The 16,661-nt window shown below is 73.7% G+C and carries 15 protein-coding genes; 9 read left to right on the forward strand and 6 right to left on the reverse strand.

From position 1 onward, the window contains the following. Window positions 1–26 precede the first annotated feature (26 nt). The 8 genes from gatC (at window position 27) to ACYQ0U_RS01415 (ending at window position 9,507) form a co-directional block, all read left to right on the forward strand. Entirely contained in the window at window positions 27–326 is a 300-nt protein-coding gene (gene gatC, locus ACYQ0U_RS01380) for an Asp-tRNA(Asn)/Glu-tRNA(Gln) amidotransferase subunit GatC (RefSeq protein ID WP_459968584.1), read from the forward strand. Then, on the forward strand, window positions 323–1,828 hold the full coding sequence (gene gatA, locus ACYQ0U_RS01385; protein ID WP_459968585.1) for an Asp-tRNA(Asn)/Glu-tRNA(Gln) amidotransferase subunit GatA: 1,506 nt from the start codon (window positions 323–325) through the stop codon (window positions 1,826–1,828). Before gatC ends, gatA begins: the two co-directional genes overlap by 4 nt. Further along, window positions 1,825–3,318: an Asp-tRNA(Asn)/Glu-tRNA(Gln) amidotransferase subunit GatB gene (gatB, locus tag ACYQ0U_RS01390; protein WP_459968587.1), complete on the forward strand. Its 1,494-nt coding sequence runs from the start codon at window positions 1,825–1,827 to the stop codon at window positions 3,316–3,318. Before gatA ends, gatB begins: the two co-directional genes overlap by 4 nt. A gap of 199 nt (window positions 3,319–3,517) precedes the next feature. Beyond that, a complete protein-coding gene (locus tag ACYQ0U_RS01395; protein WP_459968589.1) occupies window positions 3,518–5,158 on the forward strand; it encodes a prenyltransferase/squalene oxidase repeat-containing protein in 1,641 nt (546 codons plus the stop codon). Window positions 5,159–5,187: 29 nt separating this feature from the next. Next, window positions 5,188–6,051, forward strand: a complete 864-nt coding sequence (locus ACYQ0U_RS01400; protein ID WP_459968591.1) for a hypothetical protein — start codon at window positions 5,188–5,190, stop codon at window positions 6,049–6,051. 2 nt (window positions 6,052–6,053) lie between these two features. Then, complete coding sequence (locus tag ACYQ0U_RS01405; RefSeq protein WP_459968593.1) at window positions 6,054–7,127, forward strand: energy-coupling factor transporter transmembrane component T; 1,074 nt, start codon at window positions 6,054–6,056, stop codon at window positions 7,125–7,127. Then, window positions 7,127–8,710, forward strand: a complete 1,584-nt coding sequence (locus ACYQ0U_RS01410; protein WP_459968595.1) for an ABC transporter ATP-binding protein — start codon at window positions 7,127–7,129, stop codon at window positions 8,708–8,710. Before ACYQ0U_RS01405 ends, ACYQ0U_RS01410 begins: the two co-directional genes overlap by 1 nt. Continuing rightward, entirely contained in the window at window positions 8,707–9,507 is an 801-nt protein-coding gene (locus ACYQ0U_RS01415; RefSeq protein WP_459968597.1) for an ECF transporter S component, read from the forward strand. Before ACYQ0U_RS01410 ends, ACYQ0U_RS01415 begins: the two co-directional genes overlap by 4 nt. Here ACYQ0U_RS01415 and ACYQ0U_RS01420 read toward each other — a convergent pair. The 4 genes from ACYQ0U_RS01420 to ACYQ0U_RS01435 all read right to left on the reverse strand — a co-directional run bounded on the left by ACYQ0U_RS01420 (window position 9,494) and on the right by ACYQ0U_RS01435 (window position 12,113). Beyond that, the gene (locus ACYQ0U_RS01420) at window positions 9,494–10,660 is read right to left on the reverse strand and encodes a PQQ-dependent sugar dehydrogenase (RefSeq protein WP_459968599.1); all 1,167 of its coding nucleotides are present in this window, start codon (window positions 10,658–10,660) and stop codon (window positions 9,494–9,496) included. The two genes, ACYQ0U_RS01415 and ACYQ0U_RS01420, sit on opposite strands and share 14 nt — an antisense overlap. Window positions 10,661–10,746: 86 nt before the next feature. Then, a complete protein-coding gene (locus ACYQ0U_RS01425; RefSeq protein WP_459968601.1) occupies window positions 10,747–10,953 on the reverse strand; it encodes a hypothetical protein in 207 nt (68 codons plus the stop codon). 124 nt (window positions 10,954–11,077) lie between these two features. Next, a complete protein-coding gene (locus ACYQ0U_RS01430) occupies window positions 11,078–11,212 on the reverse strand; it encodes a hypothetical protein (RefSeq protein ID WP_459968603.1) in 135 nt (44 codons plus the stop codon). Window positions 11,213–11,240: 28 nt separating this feature from the next. Continuing rightward, complete coding sequence (locus tag ACYQ0U_RS01435; protein ID WP_459968605.1) at window positions 11,241–12,113, reverse strand: EamA family transporter; 873 nt, start codon at window positions 12,111–12,113, stop codon at window positions 11,241–11,243. A gap of 43 nt (window positions 12,114–12,156) precedes the next feature. On the opposite strand from ACYQ0U_RS01435, the gene ACYQ0U_RS01440 reads away from it, so the two are divergent. Next, entirely contained in the window at window positions 12,157–13,260 is a 1,104-nt protein-coding gene (locus tag ACYQ0U_RS01440; RefSeq protein WP_459968607.1) for a WD40/YVTN/BNR-like repeat-containing protein, read from the forward strand. A gap of 103 nt (window positions 13,261–13,363) precedes the next feature. Here ACYQ0U_RS01440 and ACYQ0U_RS01445 read toward each other — a convergent pair whose 3' ends face one another. Beyond that, on the reverse strand, window positions 13,364–15,907 hold the full coding sequence (locus tag ACYQ0U_RS01445) for a glycoside hydrolase family 65 protein (protein ID WP_459968858.1): 2,544 nt from the start codon (window positions 15,905–15,907) through the stop codon (window positions 13,364–13,366). A gap of 26 nt (window positions 15,908–15,933) precedes the next feature. Next, a complete protein-coding gene (locus ACYQ0U_RS01450; RefSeq protein WP_459968860.1) occupies window positions 15,934–16,641 on the reverse strand; it encodes an HAD family hydrolase in 708 nt (235 codons plus the stop codon). Window positions 16,642–16,661 lie beyond the last annotated feature (20 nt).

The following is a 16,661-nucleotide window of genomic DNA, read 5'->3' on the forward strand; positions in this document are numbered from 1 at the left end:
GCTCTCCCTCTCCTAGGATTGACCCCATGCCTGAAATCACCCGAGACGAGGTCGCGCACCTGGCGAACCTCGCCCGGATCGACCTCTCCGACGAGGAGCTCGACCACCTGGCGCCGCAGCTGACGGTGATCCTGGAGTCGGTCGCCTCGATCCGCGGGGTCGCCGGTGACGACATCCCGCCGACGTCCCATGCGCTGCCGCTGACGAACGTCTTCCGCGAGGACGTCGTGACGCCCGGCCTGACCCCGGAGCAGGCGCTGTCCGGCGCCCCCGAGGTCGAGGAGCAGCGCTTCTCCGTGCCGCGGATCCTGGGGGAGGAGCAGTGACCGACTGGACGCGGAAGACCGCCGCGGAGATCGCGGACGCCCTCGCCGCCGGTGAGGTCACCTCGGTCGAGGTGACGCAGGCCCACCTGGACCGCATCGCCGCCGTCGACGCCGCGGTGCACGCCTTCCTCCACGTCGACGCCGAGGGCGCGCTCGCCCAGGCGGCGGAGTCCGACGCGCGCCGTGCGGCCGGCACCCCGCTGTCGGGCCTCGACGGCGTCCCGATCGCGGTGAAGGACGTGCTCACCACCGAGGGCCTGCCGACCACGTGCGGCTCGAAGATCCTCGAGGGCTGGATCCCGCCGTACGACGCCACCGTGGTGCGCAAGCTCCGCGAGGCCGGCCTGCCGATCCTCGGCAAGACCAACATGGACGAGTTCGCCATGGGCAGCTCGACCGAGCACTCGGCGTACGGCGCCACGCACAACCCGTGGGACCTCGACCGGATCCCGGGCGGCTCGGGCGGCGGCTCGGCCGCCGCGGTGGCCGCCTTCGAGGCGCCGCTGGCGATCGGCACCGACACCGGCGGCTCGATCCGCCAGCCCGGCGCCGTGACCGGCACCGTCGGCGTGAAGCCGACCTACGGCGGCGTCTCGCGCTACGGCCTGGTCGCGCTCGCCAACTCCCTCGACCAGGCCGGTCCGGTGACCCGGACCGTGCTGGACTCGGCGCTGCTGCACGAGCTCATCGGCGGCCACGACCCGTTGGACTCCACCAGCATCGACCAGCCGCTCCCGGCGCTGGTCGAGGCCGCGAAGCAGGGTGCCTCCGGGGACCTGTCCGGCCTCCGGGTCGGCGTGATCACCGAGCTGTCCGGCGACGGCTGGCAGCCGGGCGTGATGACCCGCTTCCAGGAGTCGGTCGACCTGCTGGTCAAGGCGGGTGCCGAGGTCGTCGAGGTGTCCTGCCCGACGTTCGTGCACGCGCTGGCGACGTACTACCTGATCCTCCCGGCGGAGGCGTCGAGCAACCTCGCGAAGTTCGACGCGATGCGCTACGGCCTGCGGGTGTGGCCCCACGAGGGCGCCAGTGCGGAGGAGGTCATGCGCGCGACCCGCGACGCCGGCTTCGGCGACGAGGTCAAGCGCCGCATCATCCTCGGCACCTACGCGCTGTCGAGCGGCTACTACGACGCCTACTACGGCCAGGCCCAGAAGGTGCGCACGCTGATCTCGCGCGACTTCGAGGCCGCGTTCGAGCAGGCCGACGTGCTGGTCTCGCCGACCGCCCCGACCACGGCGTTCAAGCTGGGCGAGAAGCTCGACGACCCGATCGCGATGTACCTCAACGACCTCGCCACCATCCCCGCCAACCTGGCCGGCGTCCCCGGCATCTCGGTGCCCAGCGGCCTGGCCGACGAGGACGGCCTGCCGGCCGGCTTCCAGATCCTGGCGCCCGCGCTCGCCGACGACCGGCTCTACCGGGTCGGCGCGGCCCTCGAGGCCGCGCTGCTCGCGCAGTGGGGCGGCCCGCTCGTTCCCCCCGAGGAGAACCTGTCATGACCGACACCCTGGTTGCCTTCGACGACGTCCTGGCGTCGTACGACCCGGCGATGGGCCTCGAGGTCCACGTCGAGCTGAACACCCACTCCAAGATGTTCTGCGGCTGCCCGACCGAGTTCGGCGCCGAGCCGAACTCCCAGGTCTGCCCGACCTGCCTGGGTCTGCCCGGCGCGATGCCGGTCGTCAACGGCAAGGCCGTCGAGGCGGCGATCCGGATCGGGCTGGCGCTCAACTGCGACATCGCGGAGTGGTGCCGGTTCGCGCGGAAGAACTACTTCTACCCGGACATGCCGAAGAACTTCCAGACGTCCCAGTACGACGAGCCGATCTGCTTCGACGGCTACATGGACGTCGACGTGGACGGTGAGACCTTCCGCGTCGAGATCGAGCGCGCGCACATGGAGGAGGACACCGGCAAGTCGCTGCACGTCGGTGGCGCCACCGGCCGCATCCACGGCGCCGATCACTCGCTGGTCGACTACAACCGCGCCGGCATCCCGCTCATCGAGATCGTCACCAAGCCGATCCTCGGGGCGGGCGCGAAGGCGCCCGAGGTCGCGCGGGCCTACGTCGCCCAGCTGCGTGACCTGATCGTCGCCCTCGGCGTCTCCGACGCCCGCATGGACCAGGGCTCGATCCGCGCCGACGTCAACCTGTCGCTGTCGCCGAAGGGCTCCGGGGTGCTGGGCACCCGGACGGAGACCAAGAACGTCAACTCGCTGCGGTCGGTCGAGCGCGCGGTCCGCTACGAGATGTCGCGGCACGCCGCCGTCCTCGGCGCGGGGGAGAAGATCCTCCAGGAGACCCGGCACTGGCACGAGGACACCGGCATCACCACGAGCGGCCGCGAGAAGTCCGACGCCGAGGACTACCGCTACTTCCCCGAGCCCGACCTGGTGCCTGTGGCCCCGAGCCGGGAGTGGGTCGACGAGCTGCGCGGAACGCTGCCGGAGAACCCGACCGTGCGCCGGGCGCGGCTCCAGGCCGCGTGGGGCTTCTCCGACCTGGAGATGCGCGACACCGTCGGCGCCGGCGCGCTCAACTCGATCGAGGAGACCATCGCGCTCGGCACCGCCCCGCAGGCGGCCCGGAAGTGGTGGCTCGGCGAGCTCGCCCGCCGCGCCAACGAGCAGGGCGTCGAGATCACCGCGCTGCCCGTCGGTCCGGCCGAGATCGCACGGGTCCAGGTGCTCGTCGACGAGGGCACGCTCAACGACAAGCTGGCCCGCCAGGTGTTCGAGGGCCTGTTCGCCGGCGAGGGCACCCCGGACGAGATCGTCGCCGCCCGCGGGCTGGCGATCGTCTCCGACGAGGGTGCGCTCTCGACCGCCGTGGACAACGCGATCGCCGCGAACCCCGACATCGCCGACAAGATCCGCGACGGCAAGGTCGCGGCCGCCGGCGCGCTGATCGGCGCGGTGATGAAGGAGATGCAGGGACAGGCCGACGCCGGGCGCGTGCGCGAGCTGATCCTGGAGAAGCTGCAGTAGCCCGACTCGGCCGAGGGGGCAGCGGGTTATGCTGCGGCCATCACCCACCCACGCCCGCAGCGGGGGAAGCCGGTCCGAGTCCGGCGCTGACCCGCAACCGTGTGCCCGCCCCGTGATGGGCGGGCGAGCCGGAGCACCTGCTGCGTCGCGTCCCGAATGACGCGCTGTCGACGGATCTGCAGCCGCGGGAAGGAACACCATGCGTCCCATCGTCCGAGGGGCGGCGGCGCTGCTCGCTGCCCCCGCGCTGGCCCTGTCGGCGCTCGTCGCCACGTCCGCCCCGGCGTCCGCCGTCGCCGACCCGGCACCCGCGGAGCGCGCCGCCGACTGGCTGGAGACCCAGCTGACCGACGGCCTCGTCCACAACGACCAGCACGGCTTCGACGACGTCGCCCTCAGCGGCGACGTCGCCTTCGCGCTCGAGCGGCTCGGCGGCCACGACGACGCCGTCGCCCAGATCATGGCGGCGATCGAGCCGCTGGCCCGCGACCAGTGGTACACCTCGACGTTCGGGGGCGTGACGACGACGTACGCCGGCTCGCTGGCCAAGGCCGCGGCGCTCGTCCAGCGCACGGGCGGTGACCCCACCGACTTCGGCGGGCACGACCTGGTCGCGGAGCTCGCGGACACCGTCTCGACGACGGGCCCGACCGCGGGCCGCGTGCAGGACGTCAACAACGACTTCGGCGACACCAACACCTTCGGCCAGGCGTACGCCGCCGAGGTGTTCGACGTCGCCGGCAGCGAGCTCACCGGCCCGGTGACCGACTTCCTGCTCGCGCAGCAGTGCGAGGAGGGCTGGTTCCGCCTCTACTTCGCCGACCGCGACGAGGCCGACCAGACCTGCGACCGCGACGATGCGTCGCAGGCCGACCCCGACGCCACCGCGATCGCGGTGCTCTCGCTGCTCTCGCAGACCGACGACACCGACGTCGCCGCAGCCCTGGAGTCCGCCCGCGCCTGGCTGCTCGACCAGCAGCGCGCCAGCGGCGCGTTCATCGGCGGCCCCACCACCGCCGTACCCAACGCGAACAGCACCGGCCTCGTCGGCACCGCGCTCGCCGCGCTCGGCGAGACCGCGGCGGCCGGGAAGGCCGCCGGCTGGCTCCGCGCCCACCAGCTGGTGAACGTCGCCGGCTGCAGGACGTTCGCGAGCGCCGACACCGGTGCCGTCGCCTACGACGACCGGGGCCGCGCGGCGCTGGCGAGGAAGCCGATCTCGGCGACGGTCCGGGACCAGGTCCGCCGCGCGACCGTGCAGGCCCTCGGGGTGCTGCCCCTCGCGCAGACCGGCGGCGGCGACATCGACGTGTTGGCCGGCCCGGACTACGTCCGGGCGGGCGGCCGGGTCCGCATCGGCTTCACCGGCGCGGCGCCGGGCGAGGCGATCTGCGCGCGGATCCCCGGGGGCCCGAGCGGCACGGGCTGGGCCAACCCGCTGGGTGAGGGCGGCGTCACCGTCAAGGTCCCCGCCGGCGGCGCGATCTCGAGGCACACCTACCGCGTGGGCAACCAGGCCGGACCGCTCGACACCGTGCGGGTCGCGGCGCTGGGCAGGAAGAAGCTCGACGTCACCGCCGCCAAGAAGCGCATCCCGGCCGGTGGCCGGCAGACGGTCGTCGTCCGCGGCCTCGCCCCGGGCGAGCTCGCCTCGGTCGACATCTCGTGGGTGGCCGGACCGGGCGGTGCGTCCGGCATGTCGTTCGTCGGCCAGGCCAACCGCCGGGGTGTCCTCCGGGCCCCGGTCAAGGTCGCGGGGCGTCCGGGCGAGGTGACCGCCAAGGCCCAGGGCCAGTTCAAGAACCGCAAGGGCTCCGTGCGGTTCACCGTCACCCGCTGACGTGCTCCCGCTGACGTGCTCCCGCTGACGTGCTCCGCCTGATCTCGCGTCTCGCCGTCGCGGCCGCCCTGGCCGCGACGGCGTACGTCGCGCTCCCCGCCGCACCCGCGGCGGCGGCCGCCTGTCCGACCGCGGACGGGGTCACGGTCGTCGTCGACTTCCACGAGCTGGAGGGCGGCGTGCGGTCCGTGTGCGTCCCCGACGGCGGGGGCGAGGCGGCCAGCCGGCTCTTCCCGCAGGCCGGCTTCCCGCTGACCTACGTGCGGAGCCAGCCCGGCTTCGTCTGCCGGGTCTCGGGCAAGCCCGCCGACAACCCGTGCATGAGCACGCCCCCGGCCGACGCCTACTGGGGCCTGTGGTGGTCCGACGGGAGGTCGGGTCGCTGGAGCTACTCCTCCACCTCGGCGGGCGGGCTCGAGGTGCCCGACGGCGGCTACGTCGCGTTCTCGTGGAACGGCCGGAGCGGCAGCGTCCCGCCGGGCACCAGCCCGACCCCGCGCCCCGACCCGACGCCGACCCAGCAGCCGTCCTCCGCGCAGCCCACCAAGCAGCCGTCGACCCCGTCGACCCCGCAGCAGTCCTCGGCGGCGCCGAGCGGGACCGCGAGCGGGTCGGCGAGCAGGTCGGCGAGCCCGTCCGACCAGCCGAGCGAGGACGCGAGGAAGAAGCCGCGGAAGCCTCGGACCGCCACGGCGAGCGTCAGGGCCACGTCGTCGGAGGCCGCCTCCGACGCGACCGAGACCGAGGACACCGTCGTACCCGCCTCGGCGGACCCGCCGGACGCCGGCGGCGCGGGGCTGCCCGCGTGGGTGGCGCCGGTCGTGGTCGTCCTGCTCTTCGGTGCCGCCGGCGGCGTCGCCGCGGCCCGCCGCCGTCGCGGCGGAGCGTCCTGAGCATGGCCCGGCTGCCGCGCGACCTGCACCCCGCCGCGTGGTGGGTGTGGGCGCTCGGCCTGTGCGCCGCGGCGACGTTCACGACCAACCCGTTCGTGCTGCTGATGCTCGTGGGCGTCGCGGCGACCGTCGTGTCGCTGCGCCGCTCCGACCAGCCGTGGGGCCGGTCGTTCCGGCTCTACCTCTGGCTCGGCGCGTTCATCGTGGCGATGCGGCTCGGGTTCTGGATCGTCTTCGGCGGCTGGTCCGGCGGCCGGGTGCTGCTCGACCTGCCGAGCGTCCCGCTGCCCTCGTGGTTCGCCGGCGTCAGCCTGCTCGGGCCGCTGTACGCCGAGGCCCTGCTGTTCGCGCTCTACGACGGGCTCCGACTGGCCACGATCGTGATCTGCGTCGGCGCCGCCAACTCGGTCGCCAACCCGAAGCGGCTGCTCCGCTCGATCCCCCCGGCGCTCTACGAGGTGGGCACGGCGCTCGTCGTCGCGGTGACCGTGCTGCCGCAGTTCGCCGACAGCGCGCGCCGGGTGCGGGCCGCCCAGAGCCTGCGCGCGGGGGACACCCACCGGGTCCGGCGGCTGCGCCGCTTCCTGGTGCCGGTGCTCGAGGACGCGCTGGAGCGCTCGCTCGCGCTGGCCGCCGGCATGGACACCCGCGGCTACGGCCGCGCGTCCGCCGCGTCGGTCGCGCAGCGCCGAACGACCGGCGTGCTGATGCTCGTCGGCCTCGGCGGCATCCTGGTCGGGACGTACGCCGTCCTCGACACCACCGCTCCTCGCCTCCTCGCGCTCCCGATGCTCGCGCTCGGCCTCGCCGCGGCGGTCGCCGGCCTGCTCAGCGCCGGACGCCGCGTCGAGCGCAGCCGCTACCGCCCCGACGCCTGGGAGTGGCCCGAGCTCGCGGTCGTCGCCTCCGGCCTGGTCGTCGGCGCGCTCGGCTGGTGGACCAGCCGGCACGAGCCCGCGGTCGCCTACCCGGCGCTCGACGGCGTCCCGACGATCAGCGCGACCGTGCTGCTGATGGCCGCGGTGGCCCTCGCCGGCCCGCTCGTCACCCCCGAGCCCCGGCTGGCGGTGGCCTGATGCTCGAGCTGCGCGGCATCACGTTCCGCTACGACGACGCACCCGTCCTCGACCGCGTGGACCTCACCGTCGAGGAGGGTGAGCTCGTGCTCGTCTCCGGCCCGACCGGCGTCGGCAAGTCGACCCTGCTCGGCGTGGTCACCGGACTGGTGCCGCGGTTCAGTGGCGGCACGCTCGCGGGCGACGTGCTGCTCGACGGCGCGAGCATCGTGCACCGGCCGCCCCGGGAGCGCGCGCACGCGATCGGGTACGTCGGCCAGAACCCCGCCGCCGGCTTCGTCACCGACACCGTCGAGGAGGAGCTCGCCTACGGCATGGAGCAGCTGGGCCTCCCCGCCGAGACCATGCGCCGGCGGGTCGAGGAGACCCTCGACCTGCTCGGCATCGCCGAGCTCCGCAACCGCGACCTGCGCACGCTGTCCGGAGGACAGCAGCAGCGGGTGGCGATCGGGTCGGTGCTCACCATGCACCCGCGGCTGCTCGTGCTCGACGAGCCGACCTCGGCGCTCGACCCGACCGCGGCCGAGGAGGTGCTGGCCACGCTCACCCGGCTCGTGCACGACCTCGGCGTCTCGGTGCTGCTCGCCGAGCACCGGCTCGAGCGCGTGGTGCCGTTCGCGGACCGGATGTGCCTGCTGGCCGGCGACGGCCGCGTCCACGTCGGCGAGCCCGGCGAGCTGCTCGTCGGCTCGCCGGTCGCCCCGCCGATCGTCGAGCTCGGCCGGGCCGTCGGGTGGGACCCGCTGCCGCTCAGCGTGCGGGACGCCCGCCGCCGCGCGCGGGGGCTGGCCGACCGGCTCACGCCGCCGGCGTACGAGGACGGGACGGTGGCGCCCGCCGTGGAGGTGCGCGGGCTGTCGGTGGTGCACGGCCGCACGGTCGCGCTGCGCGAGGTCGACCTCGCCGTCGGCCGGGGCCGTGTGACCGCGCTGATGGGCCGCAACGGTGCCGGCAAGTCGTCGCTGATCTGGGCGCTCCAGGGGAGCGGCCGCCGGACCGCCGGCCGGGTGGACGTCGCGGGCCGGGACCCGGGCGAGCTCTCGGCCGCCCAGCGGCGGGCGCTGATCGGGCTGGTGCCGCAGAACGCCGCCGACCTGCTCTACCTCGAGACCGTCCGTGAGGAGCTGGACGCCGCCGACGGCGGCACCGGGCGCGCGCGGGCGCTGCTCGACCGGCTCGTCGCCGGCATCCCCGACGGCCACCACCCGCGCGACCTGAGCGAGGGCCAGCGGCTCGCGCTCACGCTGGCGCTGGTGCTCGCCACCCGGCCGCGGGTGCTGCTGCTCGACGAGCCGACCCGGGGCCTGGACTACGCCGCCAAGCACGTGCTCGCCGGCATCCTGCGCGGCCTCGCCGCGGACGGGCACGCGGTGCTGGTGGCCACGCACGACGTGGAGTTCGTCGCCCAGGCCGCCGACGACGTGGTGGTGCTCGCCGACGGCGACGTCGTCTCGTCGGGGCCGGTGCGCCGGGTCGTCGCCGAGTCGCCGTCGTTCGCCCCGCAGGTCACGAAGGTCCTCGGCCCGCCGTGGCTGCGCGTCGACGAGGTCGCGGGTCAGCTGGGCCGGCTGGACGCCTCGTGACGCCGGCCGTCCGGGTCTCGCCGCGGTCACTGGCCGTGCTGGCGGTCGCGTCGCTCGCCGGTCTCGTGATGCTCTGCTGGCCGCTGCTGCTCCAGGTGCACGAGACGGCCCGCGTCGACCCGCCGTTCGTCTTCCTCGGCCTGCTGCCGGTCGTGCTCGTGGTGGTGCTCGCCGAGCTCAACGAGAACGGCCTCGACCCGCGCGTGCTCGCGATCCTCGGCGTGCTCAGCGCGGTCAACGCGATCCTGCGCGGCGTCTCCCCGGGCAGCGGCGGCGTCGAGCTGATGTTCTTCGTGCTGGTGCTGGCCGGGCGGGTCTTCGGCCCGGGCTTCGGCTTCGTGCTCGGCTGCACGTCGCTGTTCACCTCGGCCCTGCTGACCGCCGGCGTCGGCCCCTGGCTGCCCTACCAGATGCTCTGCGCCGCCTGGGTCGGCATGGGCGCCGGCCTGCTGCCGCGGCGGCTGACCGGCCGGTCCGAGATCATCGCGCTGGCGGCGTACGGCGTGCTGTCGGCCTACCTCTACGGCCTGTTCATGAACCTCTCCGGGTGGCCCTTCCTCGCCGGCATCGTGGTGCCCGGCCACGAGGGCTCGCTCGCGTACGTCGCCGGGGCGCCGGTGTGGGAGAACCTGCGGACGTTCCTGCTCTACACCCTGCTGACGTCGACCGGCTGGGACACGATGCGAGCGATCACCAACGCGGTCGCGATCGTGCTGCTCGGCCCGGCCGTGCTGACCACGCTGCGCCGCGCCTCGCGGCGGGCCACCGTGACGGGGGTCGTCGTCAGGGCCGGATGAGCAGGATGCGGTCGTCGCCCTCGCGGGGGCTGCCGCGGCCGTCGCGGTTGCTCGTCGTCACCCACAGGTCGCCGTCGGGGGTGACGACGACGGTGCGCATCCGGCCGTACTCGCCGACGAAGAAGTCGACCGGGTGGCTGGCGTGGTCGCCGTGCACGTCGACCCGCCAGAGCCGCTCGCCCTTGAGCGAGGCCAGCCACAGGTGGCCGTCGAGGAACGCGAGGCCGGACGGCGACGCCACGTCGGTCGACCACACGACCTGCGGGTTGGTGAGGCCCTGCCCCTCGACGGAGCCCTCGCCGCGGCCCTCGACCATCGGCCAGCCGTAGTTCCGGCCCTTCTGGATCAGGTTGAGCTCGTCGTAGGTGTTGAAGCCGAACTCCGAGGCCCACAGCCGGTCCTCGTCGTCGAAGGCCAGGCCCTGGACGTTGCGGTGGCCGTAGCTCCACACGGGGGAGTCGAACGGGTTGCCGGGCGCGGGGTCGCCGTCGGTGGTGATCCGGAGGATCTTGCCGGCCGTCGTCCCCTTGTCCTGGGCCAGGTCCGGGTGGCCGGTCTCGCCGGTGGAGGCGTAGAGGTAGCCGTCCGGGCCGAAGGCCAGCCGGCCGCCGTCGTGGATGATGCCGTGGGGGATGCCGTCGAGGATCACCTGGAGCGGGCCGAGCCGGCCGCCCTCGAGCGTGGCCTTCCCGATCCGGTTGTCGCTCGCGGTGCTGAGGTAGAAGAACAGGGTCCGGTCCCGCGCGAAGTCGGGGGAGGCGGCGACGCCCAGCAGGCCCGCCTCGCCCCCCTGGTCGCCCAGCGGGACGGCGGCGTCGATGGTGCCGATCTCGCGCACGTCGTACCCGGGCGCCTCGAGGAGCAGCACCCGGCGGGTGTCGCGCTCGGTGACGACCGCGTCGCCGTTCGGGAGGAACGCGACGCCCCACGGCGCGGCCAGCCCGGTCGCGATCGTGTCGACGAGCTCGGGCGGGGTGTCGTCCTGCGTCGGGGTGTCGGTCCCCTGGGGGCGGGACGACTCGGCCGTCGGGCTCGTCTCCGCGGTCTGCGGCGTCGCGGTGACGGTGTCGCCGGGGCCGGCGTCGGGCCCGGCGTCGGAGCACGCCGTGAGCAGGGCGGCGCTCAGCACGAGGGCCGGGACGAGGGCTCGCATGCTGTGACCCTACGTGGGCCGCCCATGGGCCCACCGGATGTGAGCCCACCGGGCAGGACAGGGAGAGGCCGTCCTGCCCGGCGGGCTCAGCCGTTCGCGGCGCGAGCCGCGACCTCCGGCACCGGAGCCTCGCGCAGGGCAGCGAGGAACTCCTCCACCTCGTCGCGCTCCGCACGGCGTTGGGCGAGAGCGGTCGAGGCGATCAGGGCGTTGCGCCGGGCTCCCAGCTGGGAGTCGACCGGCCAACGGCGTACGGCGTCGACGGGACGGCGGAGAAGCAGCGGGACGTGCATGGGGGCTCCCGAGGGGGTTCGACGTGCGTCCCACCCTAGGGAGCCCTCACTTCGGGCCGGTCAACGTCGTGTGACGGTTCCGTGAACTCGGCCGCGGCTGCTGGTCTCGACGGCAAGCGCGCGGTCAGCGGCGGCGCTGGCGACGCTCCTTGACCGTCTCCACGGCCCGCCGGATCCGTGCCTGGTTCTCCGGCTTGCGCGTCTCGTCGTACAGCTTCTTGGCGACGCCCGCCAGCGCCACGCCTCGCATCAGCTTCATGGGGCTCCAGTGCCCGATCGGCCGCAGATCAGTCCGGGGCGGGCGCGACGGTCCGGGCGGAGCGGGTGGCGCCGACGGAGGCGATCACGACGCAGGCCATGGCCAGCCACTGGTCGACGGTGAGGAACTCGCGGAGCACCAGCATGCCGGCGAGGGCGGCCGCCGCGGGCTCGAGGCTCATCAGGATCGAGAACACCGACGGCTTCAGCGTGCGGAGGGCGACGAGCTCGAAGGAGTAGGGGATCAGCGACGACAGCAGGCCGACGAGGGCGCCGAACATCAGGATGCGCGGGTCGAGCAGGTCGGAGCCGCCCCGGCCGATCGCGCCGGGGAGGATGAGGAGCGCGGCGACCACGGAGGCGACGGCGAGGCCGTCGAAGCCGGGCCAGCGGCGCCCGGTCTGCGCGCTCAGGAGGATGTACGCCGCCCAGCAGGCTCCGGCGAGCAGCGCGAAGAGCACCCCGGGGAGGTTGAGGTCCCCGCCGCCGGACCAGCCGAGCACGGCGACGCCCGTGCCGGCGAGCGCCACCCAGAGCAGGTCGCGCGCGCGTCGCGAGCCGAGGACGGCGAGCGAGAGTGGCCCGAGGAACTCCAGCGTCACCGCGATGCCGAGCGGGATCCGCGCGAACGCCTGGTAGAACGACCAGTTCATCAGCCCCAGCGTGACGCCGAACGCGAGCACGACGTACCAGTCCTGCCGCGAGCGTCCCCGCAGCATCGGCCGCGCGATCAGCACGAGCACCAGCGCACCGGTCGCCAGCCGCAGGAACACCAGCGCCGTGGGAGAGACCTCGTCGAAGATCGACTTCGCGACGCTCGCGCCGAACTGGACCGACAAGATGCCGGCCAGCACCAGCCATACCGGGGAAATCAGCGAGAGCGATGACTTCCGGCCGGACACCCGGTCAGAGTAGAAGAGAGCCACGGAGCGTCAGGAGGCAGGCATGTCCGGCAAGACGATGTTGGGCAAGACGATGTTGATGGTGGGGACCCGCAAGGGTCTGTGGCTCGGCACCTCCGACGAGGCGCGCGAGGAGTGGGACTTCACCGGCCCGCACTTCGACATGGAGGAGGTCTACTCCTGCCTCGTCGACACGCGCGGGGGCACGCCGCGGCTGCTGGCCGGCACGTCGTCGCCGTGGCTCGGCCCCCAGGTGCGCCGCTCGGACGACCTGGGCGCGAGCTGGCAGGAGACGCCGAACGGCGCCGTGCGGTTCCCCGAGGACGTGGACGCGAACGTCGAACGGATCTGGCAGCTGGTGCCCGGCTGCGAGGACGGCGTCGTGTACGCCGGCACCGAGCCCGGAGCGGTCTGGCGCTCGACCGACCGGGGCGAGACCTTCGCGCTCGAGCGGACGCTGTGGGACCACCCCCACCACGCCGAGTGGGGTGCCGGCTTCGGAGGGCAGGCGTTCCACACGATCCTCCCGCACCCGACCGACCCCCGGTCGGTGACCGTCGCGATCAGCACCGGCGGCGTCTACCAGACCGCCGACGGCGGGCAGAGCTGGGAGCCGCGCAACGACGGCATCCGCGCGGAGTTCCTGCCGGAGGGTGAGCAGTACCCCGAGTTCGGGCAGTGCGTGCACAAGGTCACCCGGCACCCGGCCCGGCCCGAGCGGCTCTTCCTCCAGAACCACGGCGGCGTCTACCGCTCCGACGACCACGGCGGCCACTGGACCTACATCGCCGACGGGCTGCCCGCCGACTTCGGCTTCCCGATCGTCGTGCACCCGCACGAGCCGGACACGGTGTTCGTGTTCCCGATCGGTGGGGGCGACGGGCGCTACCCGCCGGAGGCCAAGGCGCGGGTCTGGCGCTCGCGGGACGCCGGGAACTCCTGGGAGGAGCTCGGCGACGGACTGCCCGACCGGTTCTACGTGGCCGTGATGCGCGACGCCATGTGGACCGACGACCACGACCGCGCGGGCCTCTACTTCGGCGCCCGCAACGGCACCGTGTGGGGCTCGTCCGACGAGGGCGCGACCTGGCGGCAGGTCGTCGCCGACCTGCCCGACGTGATGTGCGTGCGAGCGGCGGCGATCTGAGCGGAGCCGGCTCGGGCGCCCGCGTACCCACGGACGATCCTGTCGTCGCGGCCGTGGCGAAACGACAGGAACGTCCGTGGCTGCCTCGCCACGGTGGCCGCGCCTAGGTCTGCGGCAGGTGCGCCCCGAGCGGGGGCGGGTCGATGCCGATGATCGGCAGCTCGCCGGTCTCCATCTCGTCGGGGAAGTGGATCGGCTCGGGCACGCCGGCGGTGATGGTGCTGCCGTCCGCGCGCTGCCCGCCCACGATCGGGCGGTCGCCGAGGAGGCCGTCGATGCGGTCGCCCTGGTCGGGGAGGACCACCTCGACGGGAGCGCCGGGCTTCACGACGTACGACTCGCCGCGGACGGTGACGGGCACCTCGCCCTCGCCGGCGTCGACCGTCAGCACGAGGCGGTCCTGGCCGAGGTCGACCAGGAGCCGGGTGCCGCGCCAGGTCAGCCGGTAGCGCAGCCCCTCCCAGGTGGCGGGGAGCCGCGGGTCGAAGCTGAGCTCGCCGTCGTGGTCGCGCATGCCGCCGAAGCCGTAGACCAGCGCGCTCCACACGCCGCCGGTCGAGGCGACGTGGAGGCCGTCGACGGTGTTGCCGTGGAGGTTCATCAGGTCGACGTAGAGCGCCTGGTGGAAGTAGTCGAGCGCGACCTCGTGGTAGCCGACCTCGGCCGCGATCACCGACTGCACCACGGCCGACAGCGTCGAGTCGCCGGTGGTGATCGGGTCGTAGTACTCGAAGTCGGCTCGCTTCTCCTCGCGGGTGAACCGGTCGCCCTGGAGGAACAGCGCCAGCACGACGTCGGCCTGCTTGAGCACCTGGAAGCGGTAGATCACCAGCGGGTGGTAGTGCAGCAGCAGCGGCCGCAGCTCGTCGGGCGTGCGGGACAGGTCCCACACCTCGCGGTCGAGGAAGTAGTCGTCCTGCGGGTGGATGCCCAGGCCCTCGTCGTAGGGGATCGTCATGCCGTCGGCGCACCGGCGCCACTCGCCGACCTCGTCCTCGCCGAGGCCGAGCCGGGCCACCATCCGCCGGTGCTCGTCGGGGTAGGAGTCGCGCAGCAGCTCCACCGAGCGCGCCGCCTCCTCGAGGTTGAAGCGCGCCATGACGTTCGTGAACAGGTTGTTGTTGACCACCGTCGTGTACTCGTCGGGGCCGGTGACGCCGTGGATATGGAACGACGGGTCGCCGCCGTTGCTGCGCCAGAACCCGAGGTCCGCCCACATCCGCGCGGTCTCGACGAGGATGTCGATGCCCTCGCGGACGAGGAAGCCCTCGTCGCCGGTGGCGCGGACGTACTTCATCAGCGCGTAGGCGATGTCGGCGTCGATGTGCACCTGGGCCGAGCCCGCGGCGTAGTAGGCCGACGCCTCCTCGCCGTTGATCGTGCGCCACGGGTACATCGCCCCGCTCTGCGCCATCTCCAGCGCCCGCTGGCGCGCGGCCGGCAGCATCATCGAGCGGAAGTGGAGCGCGTTCCGTGCCACCTCGGGCTGGGTGTAGCTGAGGAACGGAATCACGTAGATCTCGGTGTCCCAGAAGTAGTGGCCCTCGTAGCCGGAGCCCGTCACGCCCTTCGCTGGTACGCCGAGGCCGTCGGTGCGGCCGGTGGCCTGGGCGAGGCTGAACAGGTTGTAGCGGACGGCCTGCTGCACGGCGAGGTGCTCGGGGGTGTCGCCGTCGATCTCGACGTCGGCGGCGGCCCAGAAGTCGGCGTACCAGGCCCGCTGCTCCTCGCGGTAGTGGTCGACGCCCTGGCGGCGCGCACGGTCCAGGGTGCGGTCGCAGCGGTCGGCCAGCTCGCGAGCCGGGACGTGGCGCGAGGTGTGGTACGAGACGGTCTTGGTCAGCCGCATCACGTTGCCCTGGGTCGCGTCGACCCGGAATACGGCCTTGGCGTGGTCGTCGTCGCCGCGGACGACCAGTTCGTGGACGTCGTCGGTCTCGAGATGGTGGTCGGCGGCGACCGCTAGCGTCATGCCCGAGTGCGCGCACTCGTAGCCGAGCAGCAGCCGGTCCTCGTGCGGGAAGCTGAGCCGCGGGAGCAGCACCCGGCCCTCGAACTGCGTCGTCTTGCGCGGGTCCATGCCGTGGGCCTGCTCGGGCATGCGGTACTCGTCCATGCCGTCCTGGCGGTTCAGGATCTGCGAGGACACGACGACGGGCGCCTGGCCGGTGAGCACCTCGATCTCCAGCGTCATGACCGCGAGGTGGCGCTGGGTCATCGAGACCATCCGGGTGGAGTCGATGCGCACCCGCTTGCCCGACGGCGTGCGCCAGACGAGGTTGCGGCGCAGCACGCCGTCGCGGAAGTCCAGTCTGCGCTCGTAGTGCTCGAGGTCGGACGTGCCGAAGGTCAGCGGCTCGTCGTCGACGTAGATCTTCATCAGCGTCGTGTCCGGGGCGTTGACGATCGTCTGGCCGGTGCGGGCGAAGCCGAACGCCGCCTCCGCGTGCCGGATCGGCCAGGTCTCGTGGAAGCCGTTGACGAACGTGCCGTGGGCGAACGCCGGCCGCCCCTCCTGCGGGGTGCCGCGCATGCCGAGGTAGCCGTTGGCCACCGCGAACAGCGTCTCGCTCACGCCCAGGTCGCCGGGCTGGTAGCCGACCTCCTCCAGCGCCCACGGGTTCACCGGGAACCGCCCCCGCGGCATCGGGTCCGGCCCGACCCGGCGCGCGCTCACGCGGCGTCCCCGGGCACGAGGTCGGCCAGGTCGTCGACCACGATGTCGGCGCCGGCCTCGCGGAGGGTCTGCGCGCCCGCGCCGCGGTCCACGCCGACGACGAGGCCGAAGTCCCCGGCCCTCCCGGCCCGTACGCCGGACACCGCGTCCTCGAGCACGACGGAGGTGGCCGCGGTGGCGCCGAGCTCCGCGGCGGCGTGCAGGAACGTGTCGGGCGCCGGCTTGCCGGCCAGCCCGAGCCGGTGGGCGACGTCGCCGCTGACCACGGCCTGGAACCGGTCGAGCAGCCCGGCCGCCTCGAGCACCGCCGGGGCGTTCGCCGACGACGACACGACGGCGAGCGGGGTGCCGAGGTCACGCAGGTGGTCGAGCAGCCGCACCGAGCCGGGGTAGGCCTCGACGCCGCCGCGCTCCAGGACCGCGTTGAACGCGTCGTTCTTGCGGTCGCCGAGCTCGACGACGAGCTCCTCGGTCGCGGGGATGCCGCGCGAGGCCAGGAAGTCGCGCACCCCGTCGTACCGCGGCTTGCCGTCGACGTGGGCGTAGTAGTCGGCGTCGGCGTAGGGCGCGGTGTCGCCGTCGCCCGACCAGGACGCGAGGAAGCCGTTGAACATCTCCGCCCACGCACGCATGTGCACGACCGCCGTCGGCGTGATCACGCCGTCGAGGTCGAAGAGGACAGCGTCGTAGTCGGTCCAGGTCACGGTCACGGCCACCAGGCTAG

This window comes from Nocardioides pyridinolyticus (genome assembly GCF_054653575.1).